14 protein-coding genes are annotated in these 23,385 nt (G+C 70.0%); 11 read left to right on the forward strand and 3 right to left on the reverse strand.

Annotation, left to right across the window (positions count from 1 at the left end):
• Positions 1-61 precede the first annotated feature (61 nt).
• Positions 62-3,859: a beta-helix domain-containing protein gene (locus tag RKE50_RS08305; RefSeq protein ID WP_350035797.1), complete on the reverse strand. Its 3,798-nt coding sequence runs from the start codon at positions 3,857-3,859 to the stop codon at positions 62-64.
• Between the two features lie 251 nt (positions 3,860-4,110).
• On the opposite strand from RKE50_RS08305, the gene RKE50_RS08310 reads away from it, so the two are divergent.
• The 3 genes from RKE50_RS08310 to RKE50_RS08320 are packed head-to-tail and all read left to right on the forward strand — an operon-like array spanning position 4,111 to position 6,911.
• Positions 4,111-4,302, forward strand: a complete 192-nt coding sequence (locus RKE50_RS08310; RefSeq protein ID WP_350035798.1) for a hypothetical protein — start codon at positions 4,111-4,113, stop codon at positions 4,300-4,302.
• Positions 4,303-4,336: 34 nt separating this feature from the next.
• Entirely contained in the window at positions 4,337-6,049 is a 1,713-nt protein-coding gene (gene olsF, locus RKE50_RS08315) for a bifunctional ornithine lipid synthase OlsF (RefSeq protein ID WP_350035799.1), read from the forward strand.
• A 22-nt stretch (positions 6,050-6,071) separates the two neighbouring features.
• On the forward strand, positions 6,072-6,911 hold the full coding sequence (locus RKE50_RS08320; protein WP_350035801.1) for a UDP-2,3-diacylglucosamine diphosphatase: 840 nt from the start codon (positions 6,072-6,074) through the stop codon (positions 6,909-6,911).
• Here RKE50_RS08320 and RKE50_RS08325 read toward each other — a convergent pair.
• Complete coding sequence (locus tag RKE50_RS08325) at positions 6,874-8,214, reverse strand: M20/M25/M40 family metallo-hydrolase (protein ID WP_350035803.1); 1,341 nt, start codon at positions 8,212-8,214, stop codon at positions 6,874-6,876. The two genes, RKE50_RS08320 and RKE50_RS08325, sit on opposite strands and share 38 nt — an antisense overlap.
• Positions 8,215-8,504: 290 nt before the next feature.
• On the opposite strand from RKE50_RS08325, the gene rmf reads away from it, so the two are divergent.
• Positions 8,505-8,708: a ribosome modulation factor gene (gene rmf, locus RKE50_RS08330; protein WP_350035804.1), complete on the forward strand. Its 204-nt coding sequence runs from the start codon at positions 8,505-8,507 to the stop codon at positions 8,706-8,708.
• Positions 8,709-8,835: 127 nt separating this feature from the next.
• Positions 8,836-11,349: a sensor domain-containing protein gene (locus RKE50_RS08335; RefSeq protein ID WP_350035806.1), complete on the forward strand. Its 2,514-nt coding sequence runs from the start codon at positions 8,836-8,838 to the stop codon at positions 11,347-11,349.
• A 19-nt stretch (positions 11,350-11,368) separates the two neighbouring features.
• Here the strand turns inward: RKE50_RS08335 and RKE50_RS08340 are convergent, their stop codons facing one another.
• Complete coding sequence (locus RKE50_RS08340; protein WP_350035807.1) at positions 11,369-16,255, reverse strand: NAD-glutamate dehydrogenase; 4,887 nt, start codon at positions 16,253-16,255, stop codon at positions 11,369-11,371.
• Between the two features lie 241 nt (positions 16,256-16,496).
• Here RKE50_RS08340 and RKE50_RS08345 point away from each other — a divergent pair, with 241 nt between their 5' ends.
• The 6 genes from RKE50_RS08345 to RKE50_RS08370 are packed head-to-tail and all read left to right on the forward strand — an operon-like array spanning position 16,497 to position 23,378.
• The gene (locus RKE50_RS08345; RefSeq protein WP_350035808.1) at positions 16,497-17,453 is read left to right on the forward strand and encodes an AAA family ATPase; all 957 of its coding nucleotides are present in this window, start codon (positions 16,497-16,499) and stop codon (positions 17,451-17,453) included.
• Between the two features lie 5 nt (positions 17,454-17,458).
• A complete protein-coding gene (locus RKE50_RS08350; RefSeq protein WP_350035809.1) occupies positions 17,459-18,388 on the forward strand; it encodes a DUF58 domain-containing protein in 930 nt (309 codons plus the stop codon).
• The gene (locus RKE50_RS08355) at positions 18,385-18,861 is read left to right on the forward strand and encodes a DUF4381 domain-containing protein (protein ID WP_350035811.1); all 477 of its coding nucleotides are present in this window, start codon (positions 18,385-18,387) and stop codon (positions 18,859-18,861) included. The genes RKE50_RS08350 and RKE50_RS08355 overlap by 4 nt, the downstream gene beginning before the upstream one ends.
• Positions 18,858-19,877, forward strand: coding sequence for a VWA domain-containing protein (locus tag RKE50_RS08360; protein WP_350035813.1), 1,020 nt, complete (start codon positions 18,858-18,860; stop codon positions 19,875-19,877). The genes RKE50_RS08355 and RKE50_RS08360 overlap by 4 nt, the downstream gene beginning before the upstream one ends.
• Complete coding sequence (locus RKE50_RS08365; RefSeq protein WP_350035814.1) at positions 19,874-21,715, forward strand: vWA domain-containing protein; 1,842 nt, start codon at positions 19,874-19,876, stop codon at positions 21,713-21,715. The genes RKE50_RS08360 and RKE50_RS08365 overlap by 4 nt, the downstream gene beginning before the upstream one ends.
• Positions 21,699-23,378, forward strand: coding sequence for a BatD family protein (locus RKE50_RS08370; RefSeq protein ID WP_350035815.1), 1,680 nt, complete (start codon positions 21,699-21,701; stop codon positions 23,376-23,378). Before RKE50_RS08365 ends, RKE50_RS08370 begins: the two co-directional genes overlap by 17 nt.
• Positions 23,379-23,385: the final 7 nt, after the last annotated feature.

The raw sequence follows: 23,385 nt of genomic DNA on the forward strand, positions 1-23,385 counted from the left end.
GAAAACAAGCCAGGCCCCTCGCGGAGCCTGGCATTGCTTTGCCGCTGCAAGTCACCTGGCTTTAGATCCCGAAGGTCCAGGTGCCCTTCCAGCTGTCCACGTCGGCACCGATGGTGCTGTTCTGCTCGAAGAAGCCGTCCGCCGGAAGCGTACCGGCCGGGGGCGGGTTGGCGCCCTCGGACACGTTGCTGCCGTCCAGGAAGCTCTGGATCGCGTCCACGTCGTCACCCTCGACATTGGTGGCGCAGTCGAGCTGGACACCGTCGAAGGTGATGCCGCTGCCGAGCAGGTTGAGAGACTCACCCTGGATCCGCAGGCAGGTGTCGCCGTTGAGCAGCTCCGAGTTGAAGAGCATCAGGCCCGTGCCGCGGCGCAGGCGCACGGCGCGCTGGTCGTCGCGGACGACGATGGTCATGTTGGCGATACTGGGCATGGAGACCGGGGTCACCAGCTCGTCACCTTCGCGGTTGTCCGCCTCGATGCCGTTGTCGCCCGTGTCCGTCTGCTCGATGTAGACGTACTGCAGGCGGCCGGTCCAGCCGTCGGTCCAGTCGAGGGAGTCGTCGGCGTGGCCGGTCAGGACGACGTACTTGGCGTCCACCGTGCCGCCGAAGAACTCGACGCCGTCGTCCAGGTTGTTGTGTACCTGGATGTACTGGACCACCGTGCCGGAGCCCACACCCTGGAAGGCGATACCGTTGAGCTGGTTCTCCGGGTCGACGTTGGAGCCCGCGTACTTCACTACGACGTAGCGCAGCTCGCCACTGGAGTCCGTGGGGTTGTCGCCGCCGAACAGCCCGGAGTTGGCTTCGCCCTCCTTCGTGCAGTCGGCCGTGCCGCCTTCGATACCGGCGGGGCAGTCATTGATCGGCGCGAAGCCGTTGATCACCAGGCCGCCCCACTCGCCGCGGGTGGACGGGCCCACGACGCCGTTGATGTCGGACAGGGAGGTGAAGGTGATCGGCGCCATCTCCGTACCCAGGGCGAAGATCTGCGAACCGCGGCTGATGACCATGAAGTCCTCGGCATTGCTGCCGATGATCGTGGTGCCGGACTCGATGTTCAGCGTCGCCGGGGCGCCTTCGTCGCCGACGGTGACCTTGCCGTCGAGGACGTAGTTGTTGTCGCGGGTCAGCGTCAGCGTACCGGCGATGGTGCCGGTGAGCTGGCAGGCCTGCTTGCCGCCGATGGTGCCGAGGTCACCGGTGCCGCTCGGGCAGCCGAAGCTCACGTTGCCGTCGGGCATGCCCACGGTCCAGCCGCTGGTCCAGTCGTTAGCCGGATCCTCGATGGCACCGACAAAGCCGGTGGCATCGAAGAAGGCATCGCCGGAGAGGTCTGCCGCGGCCGGAGCGCTGGGGCCCTCGGCGACATTGCTGTCGTCGAGGAAGCTCTGTACCGCGTCAACATCGTCACCTTCGTTGACCGTGGCACAGTCGAGCGTCACGCCGTCGAAGATGATGCCCGAGCCCAGCAGGTTCAGGGACTCACCCTGGATGCGGAGGCAGCTGTCGCTCCCGCGCACCACGCTGTTGTACAGCTCGAGGCCGGTGCCGCGACGCAGGCGGATACCGCGCTCGGCAGGATTGCCGTTGATCGTCATGTTGGCGATCCGCGGCAGGGAGCGCGGCTCGAGGTTCTCGTCGCCCTCGCGGTTGTCCGCTTCGATACCGTTGTCACCGGCATCGTCGGCCTGGTCGATCACCAGGTACTGCAGGGAGCCTGTCCAGCCATCGGTCCAGTCGAGGGAATCGTCAGCGTTGCCGGTGAGTACCACGTACTTGGCATTCACAGTGCCGCCGAAGAACTCGACGCCGTCGTCCAGGTTGTTGTGTACCTGGATATGGCTGACTTCCGTGCCGGAACCCACACCTTGGAAGGCGATGCCGTTGAGCTGGTTCTCCGGGTCGACGTTGGAGCCGGCGTACTTGACGACGACGTAGCTCAGCGTACCGCTGTCATCGGCCGGGTCGGCGCCGCCGAAGAGACCGGAATCGGCTTCGCCCTGCTTGGTGCAGCCCTCGGTGCCGCCGGTGGCGCCTTCCGGGCAGTCGTTGATCGGCGCGAAGCCGTTGATCACCAGGCCGCCCCAGAGGCCGCGGTCTGTCTCGATATCGGCCGTGCCCTCGACATCGGCGCGCGCGGTGAGGGTGATCGGCGCCATGCGGCTGCCGTTCGCCTCGATCTTCGAGCCCTGGGAAATGACCAGGAAGTCGAAGCTCGTGCCGCCGAACACCGTGGTGCCGGCCTGGATGTTGAGGGTTGCCGGGTTGGCATCGTCACCGATGGTGACCTTGCCGTTCAGCTGGTAGAGGTTGTTGGCGGTCAGCGTGAGGTCGCTGGTCACCGTGCCCTCAATGTCGCAGACGCGCAGACCGTCGATGGTCTCGTTCGCGTCGGAGGTACCGGCCGGGCAACCGAAATCGGGCTGGTCGGTGTTGTTGATGGTGCCGGGTGTGGTCCAGCCCTCGGTCCAGTCGGTTGCGCCGAAGGCACCGACGAAGGTGGTGGGCTCAAGCCGGGAATCGGCCGGGGTCACCGGGTCGACACTGCCCCCGTTCTGCGACACGTTCATCGCCGAGTCGAGGTAGGCCTCGACGGCGCCGTCGGAGTCCTCGTCGTGCATGGTCGCACAATCGAAGGTCACACCGGCAAAGGTGAGGTCACTGCCAAGCAGGTCCCGGGACGTGCCGTCGATGCGCAGGCAACGATCGGAACCGGTGATCAGGCTGTTACTCATGGCGAGGCCCGTACCGCGACGGATGCGCAGGGCACGCTCGGAAGCCGCGCCGAAGGCGCTCATGTTGGCGATGGACGGGTTGGAGCGGGGCTCGAGGTTCTCATCACCCTCGCGGTTGTCCGCCTCGATGACGTTGTCGGCAGAGTCAGTCTGCTCGACGTACACGTACTGGATCGCGCCGGTCCAGCCGTCGGTCCAGTCCAGCGAGTCGTCGGCCGCGCCGGTCACGGCGAGGTAGCGGCCGTTCACCGTACCGCCGAACCACTCTATGCCGTCGTCCAGCGCATTGTGCACCTGCACGTACTCGACCACGGTGCCGGAGCCCACAGCCTGGAAGGCGATGCCGTTCAGCTGGTTCTCCGGGTCCACGTTGGAGCCGGTGTAGCGGACGTTGACGTAGCGCAGCACACCGGAGTCGTCTTCCGGGTCCGCGCCGCCGAAGGTGCCGGAGTTGGCCTCGCCTTCCTTGATGCAGCCCTCCGTGCCGCCGGTTTCACCTTCCGGGCAGTCGTTGATGGGAGCGAAGCCGTTGATCACCAGGCCGCCCCAGAGGCCGCGGTCGTTTTCTTCCACCGTGCCTTCCACGTCCGCGGTCGCCGTGAAGAGGATCGGCTGATCTGCCGTGCCGTCGGCGTCGATCCGGGCGCCCTGGCTGATCACCAGGAAGTCGAACTCGGAGCCGCCGGCGATGACCGCACCGGGCGCCATTTCCAGCGTGCCGCCGCTGATGAAGAGCGCACCGCCGGAAATCTCGAAGATCGCGTCGTTGCCGAGGAGCAGGCCGTTCGGGTCGAGTTCGCCGTCGGCGAGCTGCGAAACGTCAATAGTGAAGATGGGCTTGTTGCCGAAGTCGCCGGACGCCGTGCGCCCGGAATCGGTGATGACATCGGCGAGGCCGTCGGGGATGACCGAGGGCGTGACGTCGGGATCGGGGTCGGGGTCCGGATCGGGGTCAGGGTCAGGGTCGGGGTCCGGGTCCGGATCGGGCCCGGGGCCTTCGACGGGTACTTCTACCACGATGGAGCCGGGCGACACGTTATCCGAGGAGCCGCCGCAGGCGGCCAGGAGCGACGTGATCGCGAGGACCAGTGTGCGCTGCATGAATCGTTCGCTGAGCATTATCGACCTCTTCCCTTTGAGAATGTGGACACGACAAAACGAGCAGCCAGGCCGCGTTTATCGACACCCGGCATGCTAGAGAGGCTTTGTTACTGAATTGTTATTTCTATGTGACGTTTCTGTGACAGGTCGCCGACCCGGACCGGCCGTCCACGGTCACAAAAATTTCAGAATTTCGCCGTTTTTTCTTAACAGACCCCGCGCAGGCTGGAGCGCATCCGAAGCCCGACAGCGAGCGAAGGGGTGTCGCCATGCAGTACAGCAACGCAAACGTCAACCCGGTAGAAAAGCAGCGCCTCCGGGAAGCGATCAACCAGGAGGTCAACCGTTTCCTCGAGGCCGGCGGCTCCATCACGGTGCTGGAGACCCGCGGACCCGGCGACCACGACTATCGCGTCGCGGCCTGGCAGGAAGGGGATGCCGTCGACGAGATCCTGGAATGACCTGCCCTGCCCCCATGCCGAGGAACCGACGCGCATGCTGAATATCGAACGGACGCTGGCCACCCACTACCCCGACTTCGTCCAGCGCCACCGGCGCTCCGCCCAGACCCTCAGCCGCTTCCTCGGCTTCCTGTTTTACGAGTCCCGCTTCCAGAAATTCGCCGCCGACTACCCGCACCTGCGCGGCTTCGATTTCGTCGAGGAGGTGCTGCGCTACTTCGACTTCGACCTGCGGCTGAATGAGCGGGAACGCGCGCGCATTCCTTCCACCGGCCGCGTGGTGATCGCCGCCAACCACCCGATCGGCTCCCTGGACGGCCTCGCCCTTCTCAAGCTGGTGCGCAGCGTGCGCCCCGACGTAAAGGTGGTTGCGAATGAACTGCTCACTGCCATCGGCCCGCTGCACGACGTGCTGCTGCCGGTGGCGAACATGGGCACGGCCGGCTCGGCCCGCGACAACCTGAAGGCGATCAAGGAGCACCTGCTCGCCGATGGCGCCCTGATCATCTTCCCGGCCGGGGAGGTCTCGCGCCTGAGCCCCGGGGGCGTGCGCGACTGCGAGTGGCAGAGCGGCTTCGTCAAGCTGGCGACCTCCACGCGCTCGCCGATCCTGCCGGTCTACGTCGCCGGCCGCAACTCGCTCTTCTTCTACAGCCTGTCCGCGCTGGCCAAGCCGCTGTCGACGCTCTGGCTGGTGCGGGAGATGTTCAAGCAGAGCCACAACACCGTCGATGCGCGTATCGGCCGGCCCGTGCCGCACGAGATCTATACCGCCAACGGCTTTTCGGCGCGCCAACTCGCGCGCATGTTCCGCAAGCACGTCTACCGCCTCGGCAGCGGCAGGCCGATCTTCCGCTCCGTGGAAACGGTGGCCCCGGCGGAGAACCCGCAGCTCCTGCGCGCGGAGCTCGCCGCCTCCGAGTGCCTCGGGGAAACCCGCGACGGCAAGGTGATCTACCTGTGCACGATGGATGCGGCGCCCTGCGTGATGCGCGAGATCGGCCGGCTGCGCGAGTTCACCTTCCGCGCCGTCGGCGAGGGCACGGGCCAGCCGCGGGACATCGACCGCTATGACAAGTACTACCGGCAGCTGGTCCTCTGGGACCGGGATGCCATGGAAATTGCCGGCGCCTACCGGATCGCGGACGCCGGCGCCATCATCGATCAGTACGGCCTCGATGGTCTCTATTCCGCCAGCCTGTTCGATTACGGACCGAGCATGCTGCCGCTACTTCGCCAGGGCCTCGAACTCGGCCGCAGCTTCGTGCAGCCGCGCTACCAGACCCGGGGCAGCCTCGACTACCTGTGGTACGGGATCGGGGCCTACCTGAAGGATCGGCCGCAGCTGCGCTACCTCTTCGGACCGGCCTCCATCAGCCGCTTCTATGGCACCGACGCCACGGCGCGGCTCGTTCACTACTACGGTACCCACTACAGCGGCGCTCACCTCGACGTCACGCCCCGCACGCCCTTCGTCATACCGCCGGAGCTGCAAACGCGGCTGGCGGCTGAATTCGACGGCTGCGACGCGGAGGAGGACTTCAAGGCCCTGAAGCAGGCCCTCGCGGGCCGTGGCCTGCCCGTGCCGACGCTGTACAAGCACTACTCGCAGGCCACCAGCCCGGACGGGGTCTGCTTCTGCGCGTTCAACGTCGACAGGGACTTCGGCGACTGCGTGGACAGCTTCGTGATGGCGGACCTTCACAAGCTGACCGCGCGCAAACGGCAACGGTACCTGGAGTCATAACGACCAGAGGAGTGAACCGACGATGCAGGCCCTACCCCCCGATGGCAAAGTGCGCTGCAAGGCGCTGTGGATCTCTGACGTGCACCTCGGCAGCGTGCACAGCAAGGCCGAGCAGCTCCTGCAGCTTCTCGACCGCGTGGAGTGCGAGCGGCTCTATCTCGTCGGCGATATCGTCGACGTCTGGGCAATGCAGCGGCGCGTCCACTGGCCCGAGGCGCACACGCGGGTGCTGCGCCGGATTCTCAAGTTTTCCCGGCACGGCACCGAGGTCGTGTACATTCCCGGCAACCACGACCAGAACTTCCGCGAGTTCTGCGGCAGCGAGTTCGGCGAGGTGCAGATCCGCAAGGAAGTGATCCACGAGACGGGCCAGGGCTATCGCATGCTGGTCACCCACGGCGATGAGCTGGACTTCGCCGTGCGCTACAGCCGGCTCAACCGCTTCATCGGCGACATCGCCTACGACCTGCTCATGTGGGTGAACCGCCGCATAAACCAAGCCCGCGAGGCCCTGGGCAAGCCGTACTGGTCCCTGGCCAAGTGGGTGAAGGTCAACGTGTCCCAGGCCGAGGCGGCCATCCGCGCCTACCAGCACGCGGCCGTCAACCTGGTCCGGGACCGCGGCCTCGACGGCATCATCTGCGGCCACCTGCACTACCCGCTGGTGCGGGAGATCGAAGGGGTCCTCTACTGCAACGACGGCGACTGGGTAGAGAACTGCACGGCGCTGGTCGAGGACCACGCCGGGGCGCTCCATCTCCTGCGCGGCGTGGCGCACCCGGAGAAGCCCCTGGAGCTGGTATTCGCCGACGACCGCTTCCCGGTCACTGCGGACCCGCTCCCCGCGCAAGCGCCAGCATGAGCAGCGCCGCGCGCTTGCCCTGGCTGGGCAGGGTGGCCATGGTCGCGGTCTCGTACACCGTGTGGCCGCCCTCCCCCATGAGCCCGAGGCCGTCGATGGCGGCGCGCACGTAGGGCGCGGCAAAGGAGATATCCGCCGCCCCCGCGCGGCGCGGGTCCACCGCGCGCACCGGGCCGAAGCCAAGGGCCTCGCTCCCCGCGCTGTAGAGCGCCAGCAGCGCCTCGTTGCCGGCCGTGGGCGGCATGGGTGGATAGCCCTCGGTGAACTCGAAGCGAGCCCCGGTCCCGGCCAGGTGCTCGCCGGCAATCCGCTCCATGGTGGCCACCGCCCGCTCGAGCTGCGCGGGCGTCAGCGCGCGGATACCGCCGCTGGCAAGCGCCGCCTGGGGAATCACGTTGTCCTTGCCGAAAGCCACACCGCGGGTCCGCGCGGGCTCGTGGGACAGTTCCGTGCCCGCAAGCACCAGTCCCGCGTTGAAGGTCAGGTTCTCCTCACCGGCGAGCGCCGCGCGCCAGCCGTCGAGGATGCGCGCCAGCTCGAAGGCCGCGCCGTAGCCGACGTCTCGCCGGAAGATCTGCGACGAGTGCGCGGGCCGGCCGGAGACGGCGAGGCGCCAGCTGCTCGAGCCGCGCCGCGCGATGACCGCCGTTTCCGGGTCGCCGTCGCCGTCCTCGAAGCCGATGGCGTAGTCCGCCCAGCGGGCTGCCTCTGCCAGCGGCGCCGTGGCCAGCGCCAACGGTTCGCCGCGATCCTCCTCGTCACCGGCGAGGAACACCCGCAGCTGGAGCGCGTCGAGCTGGCCTGCGCGATCGAGCGCCTGCAGCGCCGTCAGCAGGACCACGTTGCCGCCCTTCATGTCCGTGATGCCGGGGCCGCGAACGCGCCCGGGAGCCACGGTTTCCATGGCCTGGAAGGGCCCATCCACGGGGAAGACAGTGTCGAGGTGGCCGATCAGGAGCAGCCTCGGGCCGCGGCTGCCGCGGGATGCCAGCAGGTGGCCGGCACGGCCGAAGGGCTCGCCGTCGATCCATTCCACGGTGAAGCCGAGGGCCGTGAGCGGCGGCATGAAACGCTCGCCGACGGCGCGGACACCGGCGAAGTTCATGGTGCCGCTGTTGATCGCGACGGTCTCCGCAAGCAGGGCCCGCGCCTCGGGCTGCAGCGCGTCCACGGCGTCCGCGACGGCCAGGGCGACGGGGTCCTCGGCCCGGGCGGGCTGGGTGACGGCGAGAAAGACGGGAAGAAGGACGGGAAGAAGGACGGGAAACAGGCGGAACAGTGAGCGTGAGGCGAGGCGACGCATGGGCATTCTCCGGGGCAGTGAGCAAGGGGCCGGGAACGGTCCGGGGCAGGCCGGTGGAGTCCCGCGCCGCCCCGGATCCGGTTTGCAGCGTAGCAGACCACTCGCGCCTCCCCAAAGACGCGCTAAGACATTGGAAATATGGCAATTTTTTTATCCTTATAAACAGGGGGCGCTAGAGCCGGGGCCCTTGTAACAAATCGTTCATCGACAGTCCGGGACCCCTTTGCTTAGATCAGGAAGCGGGCACCACGCCCGCCCATCCCACCGCCACTGCTCGAGAGGCACCACTTATGAAAAGACAGAAGCGCGACATGGCCAGCCGGGCCTATGACCGGGGTTATCTCGCCGGGGTTTCCGGTCGCAGCAGCGACAGCTGCCCCCACGAGAACGAGCAGCAGCGGGTCAACTGGCTCTCGGGCTGGCGCGAGGGTCGCGCCGCCCAGTGGGATGGCATGACGGGCGTCTCCGGGGTGCATCGATTGCCTTCTGTCTGAGCAATTCCACGGGGCGCAAACGCCGGCCTACGGTCGCGCCCCGCCCGATGAGGCTGCGCAGCGGGCAAGTTGACAGCGCTCACGGTGTGCCTATGCTTGCATTCTTATGTGCAGGAAGGGGGTGGCCGTGCCAGGGCTACCGGCGCAAGCCGATCACCCACTGACCGCGGAGATCGCGGGCAGTCTTCTCGATACCGTTGACTTCGGCGTGGCGATCTACCGGCCCGTGGACGGGGCCCAGGATTTCGAGTTCGTCTACCTGAATCCCGCGGCCCGCCGTATCGCGAGCGTCGACCTGCGGGAGGTTCTCGGCCAGCCCCTGACCCGGGTGATGCGGGGCGCCGGCACCATGGGCATCCTCGAGGCCCTGCGCCGTGTCGGCGAGTCGGGCATCCCGGAGTCCCTCCCCTCGCTGTACTACGAGGACGACCTGCGCGCGGGCTGGTACCGCAATGACCTCTACGCGCTAGCCGGCGGCTACGTCGCGGCGATCTTCAGCGATACCAGCGAACAGGTGCACCTGCGCCGCGCCGTCGATGAGGAGCGCACGCGCTACCACCTGCTCACCTCGGCGCTCGATGTAGGCATCTGGGACTACGACCTGCTCACCGACCGGGTCTATTTCTCACCGAGCTGGAAAGCCCAGCTCGGCTACCGCGACGACGAACTGGAAAACAGCTTCGCAACCTTCGAGGCCGCGCTCGCAGAGGAAGACCGGGAAGCGGTCCTCGCCCACCTCGCCCGCTTCCGCGAGCACGGCGAGGACCACTGGGAGCACACCTTCCACCTGCGCCACAAGGACGGCCATTACGTCCCGATTCTCGCCCGCGCCACGCCGGTGTGCGACCACGATGGCCGGGTCATCCGCCTGTTGGGCGTCCACGTGGACCTCAGCGAGACCCGCGCCCTGGAAGATGCCGTGGCGCGGCTCGAGCTGTCCAACCGGCTCGTCGACCTCGAGATCTATGAACAGGCGGTCGCCAGCACCCAGGACCAGCTGGCAGCGGTAGACAAGGATCTCCGCTACCTGATGGTGAACGGCGCCTACGCCGACTTCTTCGGCTGCAGGCGGGACGAGCTCATCGGGCACCGCGTGGAGGAACTGTTCGGCGGCGAGGCCTTGAGCAGCAAGGTCGCGCCAGGCCTCGCCCGCTGCCTGCAGGGCGAGACCGTCAGCTTCGAGGAGTGGCGGCAGCCGGCGGTCGGCGAGCCGCGCTGTTTCAAGGTGGTCTACACACCGCTCCTCGACGAGGGGGAAACATTCGGGGTGCTGGCGAGCGCGCACGACGTCACCACGCTGCAGACCGTGAAGGCCCAGCTCGAGCGCATCGCCCACCACGACCCGCTGACCGGCCTGCCGAACCGTATCCAGCTCGACATCATCCTGCAGCGAAGCCTGAAGCAGGCAAACCGTGACGGCAGCCAGGTGGCGGTGATGTTCATCGACCTCGACCGTTTCAAGGCCATCAACGACAGCCTCGGCCACGCCGCCGGAGACGAGGTGCTGCGCCAGGCCGCGAGCCGCCTGCTCGGCGCCCTGCGCGACAGCGATTCCCTGGCGCGGGTCGGCGGCGACGAGTTCGTGGCGGTTCTCGCCGGTGTCCGGGACCCGGCGGACCTGTCCCAGGTCGCCAGCAAGCTCATGGACGCCGTCTGCCGCCCCTTCGATCTCGGCGGTGAGCAGGCCCAGCTGAGCTGCAGCATCGGCATCAGCCTCTATCCCGAGGACGCGGGCAGCGCCGACGAACTGCTGACCAATGCAGACACGGCCATGTACGAGGCCAAGGAGCAGGGGCGCAATGACTGGCGCTTCTACACCGCCGCCATGACGGCCCAGGCCGCGGAGTACCTCACCCTGGTGGAAAACCTGCGCAGCGCCCTGGATGGCAACGGGCTGGACCTCGTCTTCCACCCCGAGTTCGACGTTGCCACGGGGGAGGTCGTTGCCATCGAGGCGTTGACGCGCTGGGACGACCCGCAGCTGGGCAACGTGCCGCCGGAGCAGTTCATCGCGGCCGCGGAGAAAGCCGGCCTGGTGCGCCAGCTGGACTTCCAGTCGCTGGACAGCGCCTGCGCGTACCTGGCCGCGTGGCAGGCGGACGGTATCGCCCCGCCGCGGCTGGGCATGAACGTGAGCCCGAAGACCCTGAACCACGCCGACACGCCAGCGCGGATCGCGGCGATACTGCGCCACCACGGCCTGGCACCGTCGCTGCTGGAACTGGAGGTCCACGAGCAGGCCCTGATCCAGGACCCGGAGCGAACGACGCAGAGTATGGAGGCGCTGGAAGCCCTGGGGGTCGGCCTGGTCGTGGACGGCTTCGGCTCCGGCTCCCTGGGCCTGCGCTACCTGCAGTCGCTGCACGTGCGCACCCTGAAGATCGACGGCAGCTACCTCAAGGATGTGAGCGGTCCGGACGGCCAGCGTATGGCGCGGGCAATGATCGCCCTGAGCCAGGCGCTCGGCCTGGACGTGGTGCTGTCAGGTGTGGAGAACGTGGAGCAGGCGACTTTCCTGCAGGGCGAGCCCGGGGTGCACGGCCAGGGCTACTACCTGGCCCGCCCGCTGCCGGCCGGTGACGTCACGGCCTTCCTGCGCGGCGACGCACAGATGCACCGGTCGGGCGGCGCGGCCGGCTGACGCCGGCTGGGGTAGGCGCCTAGGCGCGGCGGCTGCTCTGCGCGAGATCCAGCAGCTCGCGGTTGGCAACCGCGAACATCGCGAAGTCCGGCGCCGTCGTGGCGTGCAGCTCCGCCAGCATCTCGCGCCAGCGGGCGATGAGCGGCGCCTCCTGCTCCTCCCAGCGCTCGACGCAGGCGGCACTGTCCAGGCCCTCGCAGCGCAGGCGCAGGATACCCATCGCCAGCGTGCACTGCTGGGCCTGCAGGTCCTCGAGGTAGGACTCGCGCGCCAGCGCCTGCCACTCGTTGTCCACGGCGCTGCGCAGGATCTGCCCGCCGAACCAGTCGAGCTCGAGGCGCTCGCCGAGATGGAAGTAGAGCTCCGCCACCTCCCCCAGGGGCGCCTCCGCCCGGCTCGCGACATCGATGATCGCCAGGCCCGTGGCGGCGTAGAGCCCCGCCGCCACCGTTGCCGCCAGCGGCTCGTCGACACCGCCGGCGAGGTAGCGGCCCCGGCGTTCCTCGTAGAACGCCTGCGCGTTGCCGCGCAGCAGCGAGGGCAGCTGCCCGAGGAAACCGTCGATGCCGCCGGCAAATTCCTCGATCAGCAGCGAGGGGGCGAGCTGGTGGCGCCGGTTGCGCAGCAGCCAGCGAGTGGAGCGCTTCACCAGCCGCACCACGTCGAGCATCATCTCGTGCTGTAGCGCGGCCTCCACCCGGTAGTCGAGACCCTCGATGGCGTCCCAGCGCTCGCCGAGGCCGTAGATGACCATCGCCGCCGTGTAGGCCCGGGCCACGTCGGCTACCGGCGCACCGGTGGCGCGCTGCTGCCGGCTGACGAAGTTGGGCCCCATGCGGTTGACGATGTCATTCGCGACCTGCGTGCAGATGATCTCCCGGCGCAGCCGGTGCGCCGCGACGTCTTCCGGGAAACGCTCGACGAGCCGGGCCGGGAACGCCGTGGCCGCGGCTTCCGCCAGGCTCGGGTCCTGCTCCAGGGCTGCCTCGCCGAGCGACTCCTTGAGCACCGCCTTGCTGTAGGAAACGAGGATGGCGAGTTCCGGCCGGGTCAGTCCGCGATTGAGCAGCGCGCGCTCCGCCAGGTCCTCGTCACTGGGCAGGAACTCCAGCTCCCGGTCCAGGCGGCCGCTCGCCTCCAGGTTGCCGATGAGGCGCCGGTACTCGCCAGCACGCTCCCGGGCCTCGAACTCCGCGAGGCTGATGGCCTGCACCTGGCGGTAGTTGTTGGCCAGCACCAGCGCGGCCACGCTCTCGGTCATCTCCTCCAGCAGCGTGTTGCGGTGTTTCTCGGTCAGGTCGCCGCGGGCGACGATGGCGTCGAGGAGAATCTTGATGTTGACCTCGTGGTCGGAGCAGTCGACGCCGCCGGCATTGTCGATGAAGTCCGTGTTCACGCGCCCGCCGTGCAGCGCGTACTCGACCCGCGCGAGCTGGGTCATGCCGAGATTGCCGCCCTCGCCGATCACCCGGCAGCGCAGCTGGTTGGCGTTCACGCGCAGGCTGTCGTTGGTCTTGTCGCCGACATCCGTGTGTGCCTCGAGGCTGGACTTCACCCAGGTGCCGATGCCGCCGTTCCAGAGCAGGTCGACTTCGGCGCGCAGCAGGTGGCTGATCAGCTCCGCCGGCGTCAGGTGGTCTGCGCTGATGGCGAAGCGCGCCTTCATCTCGCGGGAGATGGTTACGGACTTGGCGGCCCGGCTGAATACCCCGCCCCCCGCAGAGATCAGCGCGGCGTCGTAGTCCTCCCAGCTCGAGCGCGGCAGGGCAAAGAGGCGCTGGCGCTCGGCGTAGGCGGCCGCCGTGTCCGGCTCCGGGTCGACGAAGATATGCTGGTGGTTGAAGGCCGCAACCAGGCGGATGTGCGGCGACAGGAGCATGCCGTTGCCGAAAACGTCGCCACTCATGTCGCCGATGCCGACCACCGAGAACGGCGTGGTCGCGACGTTGATGCCGAGCTCGCGGAAATGCCGCTCCACGGACACCCAGGCCCCGCGGGCGGTGATCCCCATCTTCTTGTGGTCGTAGCCGACGCTGCCGCCGGAGGCGAAGGCGTCACCGAGCCAGAAGCCGTACTCCTGCGACAGGGCGTTGGCGATGTCGGAGAAGGTCGCCGTGCCCTTGTCCGCGGCAACGACGAGGTAGGGGTCCTCGTCGTCCTTGGCCACGACGTGCGCCGGGCGCACCACGCCGCGCTCGCTGCGGTTGTCGGTGATATCGAGCAGGCCGCGGATGAAGGTCTGGTAGCAGGCGACGCCCTCGGCCTGCACCGCGTCGCGCTCCCAGTCGGCGCCCAGGCGCTTGCAGACGAAACCGCCCTTGGCGCCCACGGGCACGATCACCGCGTTCTTCACCTGCTGTGCCTTGACCAGGCCGAGCACCTCCGTGCGGAAATCCTCGAGGCGGTCCGACCAGCGCAGGCCGCCGCGGGCGACCTTGCCGCCGCGCAGGTGCACACCCTCGAGGCGCGGCGAATAGACAAACACCTCGTAGAGCGGTACCGGCCGCGGCACGTCCGGGATGTCACCGGGCGAGAGCTTGAAGGAGAAGTAGGGCTTGAGCTCGCCGCGGTCGTCGGGCTGGAAGAAGTTGGTGCGCAGCGTCGCACAGATAACGGCAACGTACTGGCGGATGATCCGGTCCTGGCCGAGGTTCTGGACCGCGTCGAGGCCGGTGAGCACACGCTGCTCGACGGCGGCCTCGCGCTGGGCGCGCCAGTCCTCGTCGCCGTCGAACACCGGTGAGAAACGGGTGAGGAACAGCTCGACGATGCCCGCGGACAGGTGCAGGTGGTCCGCCATGGTCTCGGCAATGTAAGCGAGACTGTAGGGGAAATTGATCTGCCGCAGGTAGCAGGCGTAGGCGCGCAGCAGCGCGATCTCCCGCCAGGAGAGCCGGGTGCCGAGGAGCAGGCGGTTGAAGGAGTCGCTCTCCGCCTCGCCGAACCAGATGCGCCGGAAGGCGTCCTCGAACTCCCCCTTCACCTCGTCGAGGTCGATATTCTGCGCCAGCGTGTAGATCAGCGAGAACTCCTGGATCCAGTAGTGCTCGCCCCGGCGCGCGCGCACCGGGTAGGCGCGCTCGGTGACCACGCGCAGCCCGAGGTTCTCGAGGATCGGCAGCACATCGGACAGCGGCAGCGGCGCGCCGAGGTTGTACAGGCGCAGGCGCAGGTGGTCGTCGCCCTCCTCGAGCAGCCGGTAGAGGCTCATGCCCAGGCGCTCGCCGCCATCCAGTGCCAGCATCTTGTGCATGTCGGAGACGGCGACCCGCGGGTCGAAGTCGTCCTGGTAGCCCGGCGGGAAACCCACGCCGATGTCGCGGAAGAGCCGCTCGCCCTGTTCCTCGCCGAACTCCTCGACGAGCCGGTTCCGCAAGCGGTCTTCCCATGCCAGTGTGGCCTGCACGATCTGTTCCTCGATCTCGTTGACGTCGTAGGTGTCCAGCCTGGTGGGGTCGACCCGCAGCACGAAGTGCACCCGGACCAGGATCGACTCCGTGAACAGGGTCGTGAACTCGGATTCCTCTGCGGCGAAGGCGTCGCTGAGGATGCGCTGGATCCGCTGCCGCCGCTCCGTGGTGTAGCGGTCCCGGGGCATGTAGACCATGCAGCTGACGAACTTGTCGTGCAGGTCCCGGCGCACGAAGAGGCGCGTCTGCCGTCGCTCCTGGATGCGGTTGACCGCGCTCGCGGTCTCGTAGAGTTCCTGCACGCTGGACTGGAAGAGCTCGTCGCGGGGGAAGAGCTCGAGCACGCGGATCAGCTCGCGGCCGTCGTGTTCGCTGGTATCGAGGCCGGACAGGGCAAGCACCGCGTCGACCTTGCGCCGCAGCACGGGAATCAGCGACGGGGTCATCGTATATACCGCCGCCGTGTAAAGACCGAGGAAGCGGTGCTGGCCGATGACCTCGCCGTCCTCGTCGAACACCTTGACCTCGATGTAGTCGGGGTAGGCCTGCCGGTGCACGCGCGAGCGCCGCCGCGACTTGCCGAAGGTGAGCACGCCGTCGTGCAGCGCGGCCGGCGCGGTGGTGGCCAGGTCCTCGGCGAGGTCGCGGGGACCCCGGGTGTCGCGCCCGCGCAGGATGCCGAGGTGCGTGTCGGCGGGGCTCTCGACCTCGTAGCCGGCCCCGGCGCGGGAAACGGCAAGGTACTCGTAACCGAGGAAAGTGACGTGGTCGTGCTTGAGCCAGTCGAGGAACGCCCGCGCCTCCTCGCGCCCCTCCCGGTCCACGCAGGCGGCCGCGGCAAGGTCGGCGGCGGCCGCGTCGAGGCGCTCGCGCATGGGCGTGAAGTCGTCGACGACCCGGGCCACCTCGCCGAGGATGTCCTCGAGGGCCTGGCGCAGCGGCTCCAGTTCCGCCACGTCCGAATGGCGGCCGATCTCGAAGTAGAGCAGGCTCTCGGCGGAAGCACCGGCCGGCGCCTCTGCGCCCGGCGGCAGCACCGCTTCGAGGCCGCCGTCGGCATCGCGGCGGGTGACCAGGTTGCAGCTGGCGAGGGTGTGGATCGGGATCTGCCGCTGGTTGATCTCGCCGCGGACAGACGCCGTGCAGAAGGGCATGTCGCGGCAGAGGATCGCCACCACGGTGGCGCTGCTCTCCCAGCCGTGCCGGTCCAGCTGCGGGTTGAAGATGCGCACCCGCGGCCCCGCCTCCGCCTCGAAGCGGCGCATGAAGCGCAGCAGGCCGTAAAGGCAGCCATAGAGATTCTCGGGCGAGCGCCCGCGCAGGTCCTCGGCCGGGAAGCGGCGGTAGAAGGCAGACGCAAGGTTGTGCAGGGAGTCGCGCTTGTCCGCCTCGGCCCGGCGGTCGACGCGGTCGGCGAGCTCCGAGATCAGCGTCGCCTTCAGGTTCTCCCAGTTCATAAACCCGTCCATCAGCAGGCTGCCGTGAGAGGCCGCCATAAGAGGCCGCCGTGCCGGGGCAGCCGCGGCGCGCCGTTTCAGGCGCCCAGTCTACCGAATTCGTCGCGACCTTGCCGCCAAAACCCGGTGGAACTTTTGCCGCCGGCGCCAGTCCCATCGCCGGTCCGGAGATTTTGTGCCCGGCGTCTTGAGTGCCGTTTTGAGTGCTGTTTTGAGTGCAAGGGCCGCTGCGCTAGACTGCGCGCCTCCGGTAACCGACCCCCGATGAAGAGGAGTGACCGTGGCGAAGGCGGAAATCCAGGCCCTCAAGGAATGGCTCGCGACCCAGGTCATCGGCCAGGAACACCTCGTGGAGCGGCTGCTCATCGCCCTGCTCGCCGACGGGCATCTCCTCGTCGAGGGTGCGCCCGGCCTCGCCAAGACGCGCGCCATCAAGAGCCTCGGCGACGGGCTCGAGGGGTCCTTCCACCGCATCCAGTTCACCCCGGACCTGCTGCCCGGTGACGTCACCGGCACGGAGATCTTCCGGCCCCAGGAGGGGGGGTTCCACTTCCAGCAGGGGCCCGTCTTCAACAACCTGGTGCTCGCCGACGAGATCAACCGCGCGCCGGCGAAGGTGCAGTCCGCGCTTCTCGAGGCCATGGCCGAGCGCCAGGTCAGCGTCGGCGCCGAGTCCTGGCCGCTGCCGCGGCTCTTCCTGGTGATGGCGACGCAGAACCCGATCGAACAGGAGGGCACCTATCCGCTGCCGGAGGCGCAGCTGGACCGCTTCCTGCTACACGTCCGCGTCGACTACCCGGACGCCGCGGCGGAGACGGCGATCCTGCGCCTGACCCGCGCCGAGGCGGGCCAGGGCGGCACCGTGGCGCCACCGGTCGTGAGCCAGGAGCAGGTGTTCGAGGCGCGCCACGAGCTGCTCGACCTGCACATGGCCGAGGCCGTGGAGCAATACATCGTGCAGCTGGTGATCGCCACGCGCCAGCCCGAGAGCTACAGCCACGAGCTCGCCGGCTGGATCGCCTACGGCGCCAGCCCCCGCGCCACCATCGCCCTGGACCGCTGCGCCCGGGCCCACGCCTGGCTGCGCGGCGCCGACTTCGTCGGGCCCGACGACGTGCAGGCGGTGCTGGGCGACGTGCTGCGGCACAGGCTCCTGCTCACCTTCGAGGCCGAGGCGAACGGCGTGACGCCGGACCGGGTCACCGAGGAGCTGCTGGCCCTGGTGCCCGCGGCCTGAGGCCCGTGGACTTCGAGCGCGCACCGCAGGGCGCCTACTGCGAGCTCGCCGACCTGCTCGCGCTGCGCTTCGCCGCGCGGCAGGTGAACGTCACCAGCCGGCGCCGCGCCCTCTCGCACCTCGCCGGCAGCAACCGCGCCAGCTTTCGCGGCCGCGGCATCGACTTCGACGAGGTGCGCAGCTACCAGCCGGGCGACGACATCCGCGCCATCGACTGGCGGGTGACCGCGCGCACCGGCAGCGCCCACACCAAGCTCTTTCACGAGGAGCGGGAACGGCCGGTGCTGGTCGCCGTGGACCAGCGCCCGGGCATGTTCTTCGGCTCCCGCGACTGCTTCAAGTCCGTACTCGCCGCCCACCTCGCGGCCCTGGTCGCCTGGAGCGCCCTCGAGGCCGGGGAACGTGTCGGCGGCCTGGTCTTCGGTGCCGATGGGCACCGGGACCTGCGGCCGCGGCGCAGCCGGCAGTCGGTGCTCGGGCTGCTGTCCACGGTCTGCGACTACAACGCGGCGCTGCGCGATCCCGCCACCCCGGCCCCCGGCGCCGCCGAGCTGCTGGCGAAACTGCGGCGGATCGCCCGGCCGGGCAGCAGCGTGTTCCTGGTCAGCGACCTCTCCGGGTTGCTCGACGAAGGCGGCCGGGAGCACCTCTTCCAGCTCAGCCGGCACACGGAGCTGACCCTGCTCCACTGCACCGATCCGCTGGAGGAGACGCTGCCGCCACCCGGGCGCTACACCATCAGCGACGGCGACCAGCGGCACACCCTGGCCCTGGCCGACAGCGTCCTGCGCCGGCACCTCGGCTCGGTGCTTGCCGAGGCGCGCGCCGAACGCGAGGCCCTGCTGCTACAGCTCGGCATTCCCTGCATCGAGGCCAGCACCACGAGCTCGCCGCTGGCGCTCCTGCGCGAACTCTACGGGGGCGCGCGCCCGTGAATCCCCAGGACCCGCTCGACGCCCTGCACCCGCTGCGCACGCCGCCCCCGGTGGACGCCTGGCCGCCGGCCCCGGGCTGGTGGCTCCTCGCCGCCGTCGTTCTCGCGGCGCTCATCGCCCTCGGGTTCCTCGCGCTGCGCGCCTGGCGCCGCCGCGCCCACCTGCGCGCGGCCCGCCGGGAACTGGCCGCGCTGCGCGAGCGCCTCGCCGACGACCCGGCCGCGCTCACGGCGGCGACCAACGCGCTGCTGAAACGCGTGGCCCTGGCCCGCTACCCGCGCCGCGAGACCGCGGCGCTGAGCGGCGGCCAGTGGCTCGCTTTCCTGGACGCCACCGCCCCGGCAAAGCCCTTCGCCGCCGTGCGCGCGACGCTCCCCTACGAACCGGCCCCGGCAGCCGGCGATGCCGCCGCCTTCTGCGAGGCCGCCGAAGGCTGGCTGCGCGCGCAGCGCGCCGGGAGCCTGGCGACGTGATCGAGCTGCTCTGGCCCTGGGCCTTCGCCCTCGCACCGCTGCCGCTGGCAGTGCGCGCGCTGCTGCCGCCGCGCGCCCATCGCGACGCCGCCCTGCGCGTGCCGTTCAGCCTCCCCTGGCGCAGCATCGAAAGCGGTGCCTACCGGGGGACGGGGCAACGCGGCGTCCTCGTTCTCCTGGTGCTCGCCTGGCTCGGGCTTCTCGCTGCCCTCGCCCGGCCGACCTGGGTCGGCGAACCCGTGGCCCTGCCCAACGAGGGCCGGGACCTGATGCTGGCCGTGGACATCTCCGGGAGCATGCGGGTCGAGGACATGCGCGTGGGCAACGAGCTCGCCCGGCGCATCGACACCGTCAAGGCGGTCGGTGGCCAGTTCATCGAGCGCCGCCGCGGCGACCGCGTCGGCCTCATCCTGTTCGGCAGCCGGGCCTACGTGCAGTCGCCCCTGTCCTACGACACGCGCACCGTGGACCGCTTCCTCCGCGAGGCACAGATCGGCTTCGCCGGCCAGGAAACGGCGATCGGCGACGCCCTGGGGCTGGCCGTGAAGCGGCTGCGCGAGCGCCCGGCGGAGAGCCGCGTGCTGGTGCTGCTCACGGATGGCCAGGACACGGCGAGCAGCGTCGACCCGCTGGAGGCGGCGGCGCTGGCCGCCTCCCTCGACATCCGGGTACACACCATCGGCATCGGCGCCGAAAGCCTCACGGTCCCCGGCATCCTCGGCTCGCGCTTCGGCAGCCGCCGGGTGAACCCCTCGGCAGACCTCGACGAGGCCACCCTCGAGGCCATCGCCAGCGGCACCGGCGGGCGCTACTTCCGCGCCCGGGACCCGGAGGAACTGGAGGCGATCTACCAGGAGATCGACCGCCTGGAGCCGGTGGAAACCGATACGGCGACTTTCCGGCCGCGGCACTCACTGCTGCACTGGCCGCTGGCGCTGGCGGTGTTCGCGAGCTTCCTGCTCGCGCTGCGCGAACTCAGCGGCGGTCCCCGGTGGCCGCGGGGGGCGGCCGCGTGAACCTGCTCGCGGACTTCCACTTCCTGCGCCCGGCCTGGTTGCTGCTGCTGGTGCCGGCGCTCGCCCTCGCCGTGCTCGTCGCCCGCGCCCGCCGCCGCAGCGGCAGCTGGCAGACGGTGATCTCGCCGGCCCTCCTGCCCTACCTGCTCGAGGATGCGGCCGGCCCGCGGCGCCGCGGACCGCTGCTGCCGCTCCTGGTGGTCGCCTGGAGCCTCGCGACCGTCGCCGCGGCCGGGCCGAGCTGGGTGCGGCAACCGCTGCCGGTGCTGCAGAAACAGGATGCGCTGGTGGTCATCCTCGACCTCAGCTACTCGCTCTGGGCCGAGGACCTCGCGCCCTCGCGCATCGACCGGACCCGGCGCAAGCTGCTCGACCTGCTCGAGCGCCGGAAGGAGGGGCAGACCGCCCTGGTGGCCTACGCCGGGGACGCCCACGTGGTCACGCCGCTGACGGACGACGCGCCGACCATCGCCAACCTGCTGCCGGCCCTCGACCCGGGCATGATGCCGCTACCGGGGTCGGATGCGCCGGCGGCCGTGGCGTCTGCCCTCGCCCTGCTCGATGCCGCCGCCGTGGGCAGTGGCCGGCTGCTGCTGGTCACCGACGCGATCGAGCCGGGCGACGTGCCGGCGATCACCGCTCAGCTCGAGGGGCGCGACGTCACCCTGTCGGTCCTCGGCGTCGGCACCCCGGAAGGCGCGCCGATTCCCCTCCCCGACGGCGGCTTCCTCAAGCGCGCGGACGGCAGCATCGTGATCCCCGGGCTGCCCGAGGCAGAGCTCGAGACGCTGGCCCGGCGCAGCGGGGGCCGCTACCGGCGCATCGCCATCGACGACAGCGACCTGACCGCGCTCAGCGCCGAGGCGCCCGGCAGCGGCGACACGGCGGAAACGGACCGCCGCGCCGAGGGGTGGGTCGACATGGCGCACTGGTTCCTGCTGCCCCTCGTGCCCCTCGCCGCCCTCGCCTTCCGCCGCGGGCTGGTCGCCGGCCTCGCGCCGGTCGCCCTTGCGCCGCTCGCCCTCGCGCTGCTGCTGCCGGCGCCCGCGGCCCGCGCCGACCTCTGGCGCGATCTCTGGCTCACGCCGGACCAGCAGGGCGCCCGGGCCCTGGCCGAGGGCGAAGCGGAGCGCGCCGCGAAGACCTTCGAGGACCCGGCCTGGCAGGGGACCGCCGCCTACCGTGCGGGGGACTACGCGACGGCCATCGACCGCTTCGGTGCTGACGATGCCGACAGCTGGTACAACCGGGCCAACGCCCTCGCCCGCGCCGGCCGCCTAGAGGAAGCCATCGAGGCCTACGAGCGCTCCCTGGCGCTCGCGCCGGAGCAGCAGGACGCCGCGGACAATCTCGAGCTGGTGAAAGCGCTGCGCGACCGGCAGCAGCAGGAACGGCAGCAGGGCGGCGGCGACCAGCAGGGTCAACCCGAACCGGGCAGCGATCCCGGCCAGCAGGGTGAGCAGGGGCAGCAGCCGGGGCAGCGTGACCCCGGTGAGCCGGAGGGCGGCGATCCCGGCGAGGACCGGGGCGAGCAACCCGGCGACGACCCGTCGCAGGCGCAGCCGGGCGATGGCGAGGCAGAGGACGGGGGCGCCGAACCCGACGAGGGGGATGCGGGCAACGCAGCGCAGTCCCTCGAGCAGCCCGCACCCGGGCCCGAGGCCGGCCAGGCCATGGCCGAGAAGATGGCCGAGGACATCGAGGCCGAGCAGGCCATGCAGCAGTGGCTCAGGCGCGTGCCCGACGACCCCTCGGGTCTGCTCCGGGAGAAGTTCCGCTACGAGAGCCGCCAGCGCCAGCGGCGGGGAGAGGAGAGAGACAATGGCAAGATCTGGTAAGGATCGGCTGCGCCTGGTGCTGTGCTGCGCGGCGCTCGCCGCGATCCTGGCACCGTCTCTTGCCCTGGCGCTCGAGGCGACCGTCGACCGCTACCGGGTGAGCCTCGGCGACAGCCTTCGCCTCACGCTCACCTCCGATGGCGCCGTGGACCCGGCGGAGGCGGACCTGGCACCGCTCACCCGCGACTTCGAGATCCTGCAGCGCTCGAGCAGTTCGAGCACGCGCATCGTCAACGGCCGCACCAGCCGGGAGGTGGCGCTGGAACTGGAGATCACGCCCCGGCGCGAGGGCACGCTGTCGATCCCCCCGCTCTCCGCGGGCGGTGAACAGACCGCGCCGCTGGTGATCGAGGTGGAACCGCCGCCCGCCGCCGGCAGCCCGGACGCGAACGTGCTCTTCTCCGCCGAGCTGGACCGCGACAGTGTCTACGTGCAGCAGCAGGTGCTGCTCACGCTGCGCATCCAGCAGGCCATCGCCCTCGACGACCGCAGCGTGACCGAGCTCAAGCTGGACGGCGCCTTCGTCAAACCCCTGGGGCAGAATTCCTTCCAGCGCGACGACGGCAACCGCCGCTGGCTGGTGCACGAGATCCGCTACGCCATCTTCCCGGAGCAGAGCGGCACGCTGGAGATACCGGTGCAGACCTTCAGCGCGCGGGTCCGGCAGGGCTCGCGCAGCCTCTTCGAACTGCGCAGCGGGCCGCGCCTGTCGCGGCAGTCCGAGCCGCTCACGGTGACGGTACGCGCCCGCCCGGACGCCTTCCCCGGGCAGACCTGGCTGCCGGCGGCGGAGCTCACCATCGAGGAGAGCTGGTCGCGGCCGCCGGAGCAGCTCGCCACCGGTGAGTCGGTCACCCGCACCGTGACCCTGACCGGCAGGGGGCTGCAGGGCGCGCAGCTGCCGTTCGTGCGTTTCCCGGCAACCCAGGGCCTCAAGTACTACCCGGACCAGCCGCAGATCGAGGACGCGGAAGGCGCCGACGGCGTCATCGGCGTGCGCACGGACAGCGCCGCCCTGGTGCCGGTGGCACCGGGCCGCTACGAGGTGCCGGAGCTGCGTGTCCCCTGGTGGGACACGGAAGCGGACCGGCTGCGCTGGGCCGTGCTGCCCGCGCGCACGATCCGCGTCACGCCGGCCGCGAATGCCGGCACCGGGACCGCAGGCACGGCGGACGCCAGCGCAGTGACGCAGGGCGCGGGACGAGCGCCGACCGCGCCTGCGGGGCCGTGGCCACTGATCGCGGCAGCCTGCGCGGCGGGCTGGCTGCTGACCGGCCTGCTCTGGTGGCGGAGCCGGCGCAGCGCCCCGGCCGGCGACGGCCCGCCCGGCCCCACTGCCGGCGAACCCCGTGCCTGGAAAGGACTCCGCGCCGCCCTGGCCAGCGGCGACCCGGCCGCCAGCCGGCGCCAGCTCGCGCTGTGGTTGGGTACGCTGCCCGGCGCGAGACCGCAGGACGCCCTGGCGGCGCAGGCTCGCGCGGCCGGTGGCGAGGAACTGGCAGCGGCCGTCGCCGCCCTCGATGCGGCCCTCTACGGGCCGGGCGCCGAGCGCTGGGACCCGGCCGCGCTCGACGCCGCGGCCCGGGCGGCACGGCGCCGCCACGCCCGCGAAAACGCCCGGGCGGAAGCGGACAGCCCGCTGCCGCCGCTCTACCCGGCCTGACCCCGCC

Source organism: Pseudohaliea sp., from assembly GCF_040217025.1.
Classification (GTDB): domain Bacteria; phylum Pseudomonadota; class Gammaproteobacteria; order Pseudomonadales; family Halieaceae; genus Pseudohaliea.

Bases quoted from the DNA above. Each gene is read 5' to 3' on its own strand.
- olsF (WP_350035799.1), top strand. From the start codon at position 4,337: ATGCTGAATATCGAACGGACGCTGGCCACCCACTACCCCGACTTCGTC.
- RKE50_RS08310 (WP_350035798.1), top strand. From the start codon at position 4,111: ATGCAGTACAGCAACGCAAACGTCAACCCGGTAGAAAAGCAGCGCCTC.
- RKE50_RS08325 (WP_350035803.1), bottom strand. From the start codon at position 8,214: ATGCGTCGCCTCGCCTCACGCTCACTGTTCCGCCTGTTTCCCGTCCTT.
- RKE50_RS08370 (WP_350035815.1), top strand. From the start codon at position 21,699: ATGGCAAGATCTGGTAAGGATCGGCTGCGCCTGGTGCTGTGCTGCGCG.
- RKE50_RS08320 (WP_350035801.1), top strand. From the start codon at position 6,072: ATGCAGGCCCTACCCCCCGATGGCAAAGTGCGCTGCAAGGCGCTGTGG.
- RKE50_RS08305 (WP_350035797.1), bottom strand. From the start codon at position 3,859: ATGCTCAGCGAACGATTCATGCAGCGCACACTGGTCCTCGCGATCACG.
- RKE50_RS08340 (WP_350035807.1), bottom strand. From the start codon at position 16,255: ATGGCGGCCTCTCACGGCAGCCTGCTGATGGACGGGTTTATGAACTGG.
- rmf (WP_350035804.1), top strand. From the start codon at position 8,505: ATGAAAAGACAGAAGCGCGACATGGCCAGCCGGGCCTATGACCGGGGT.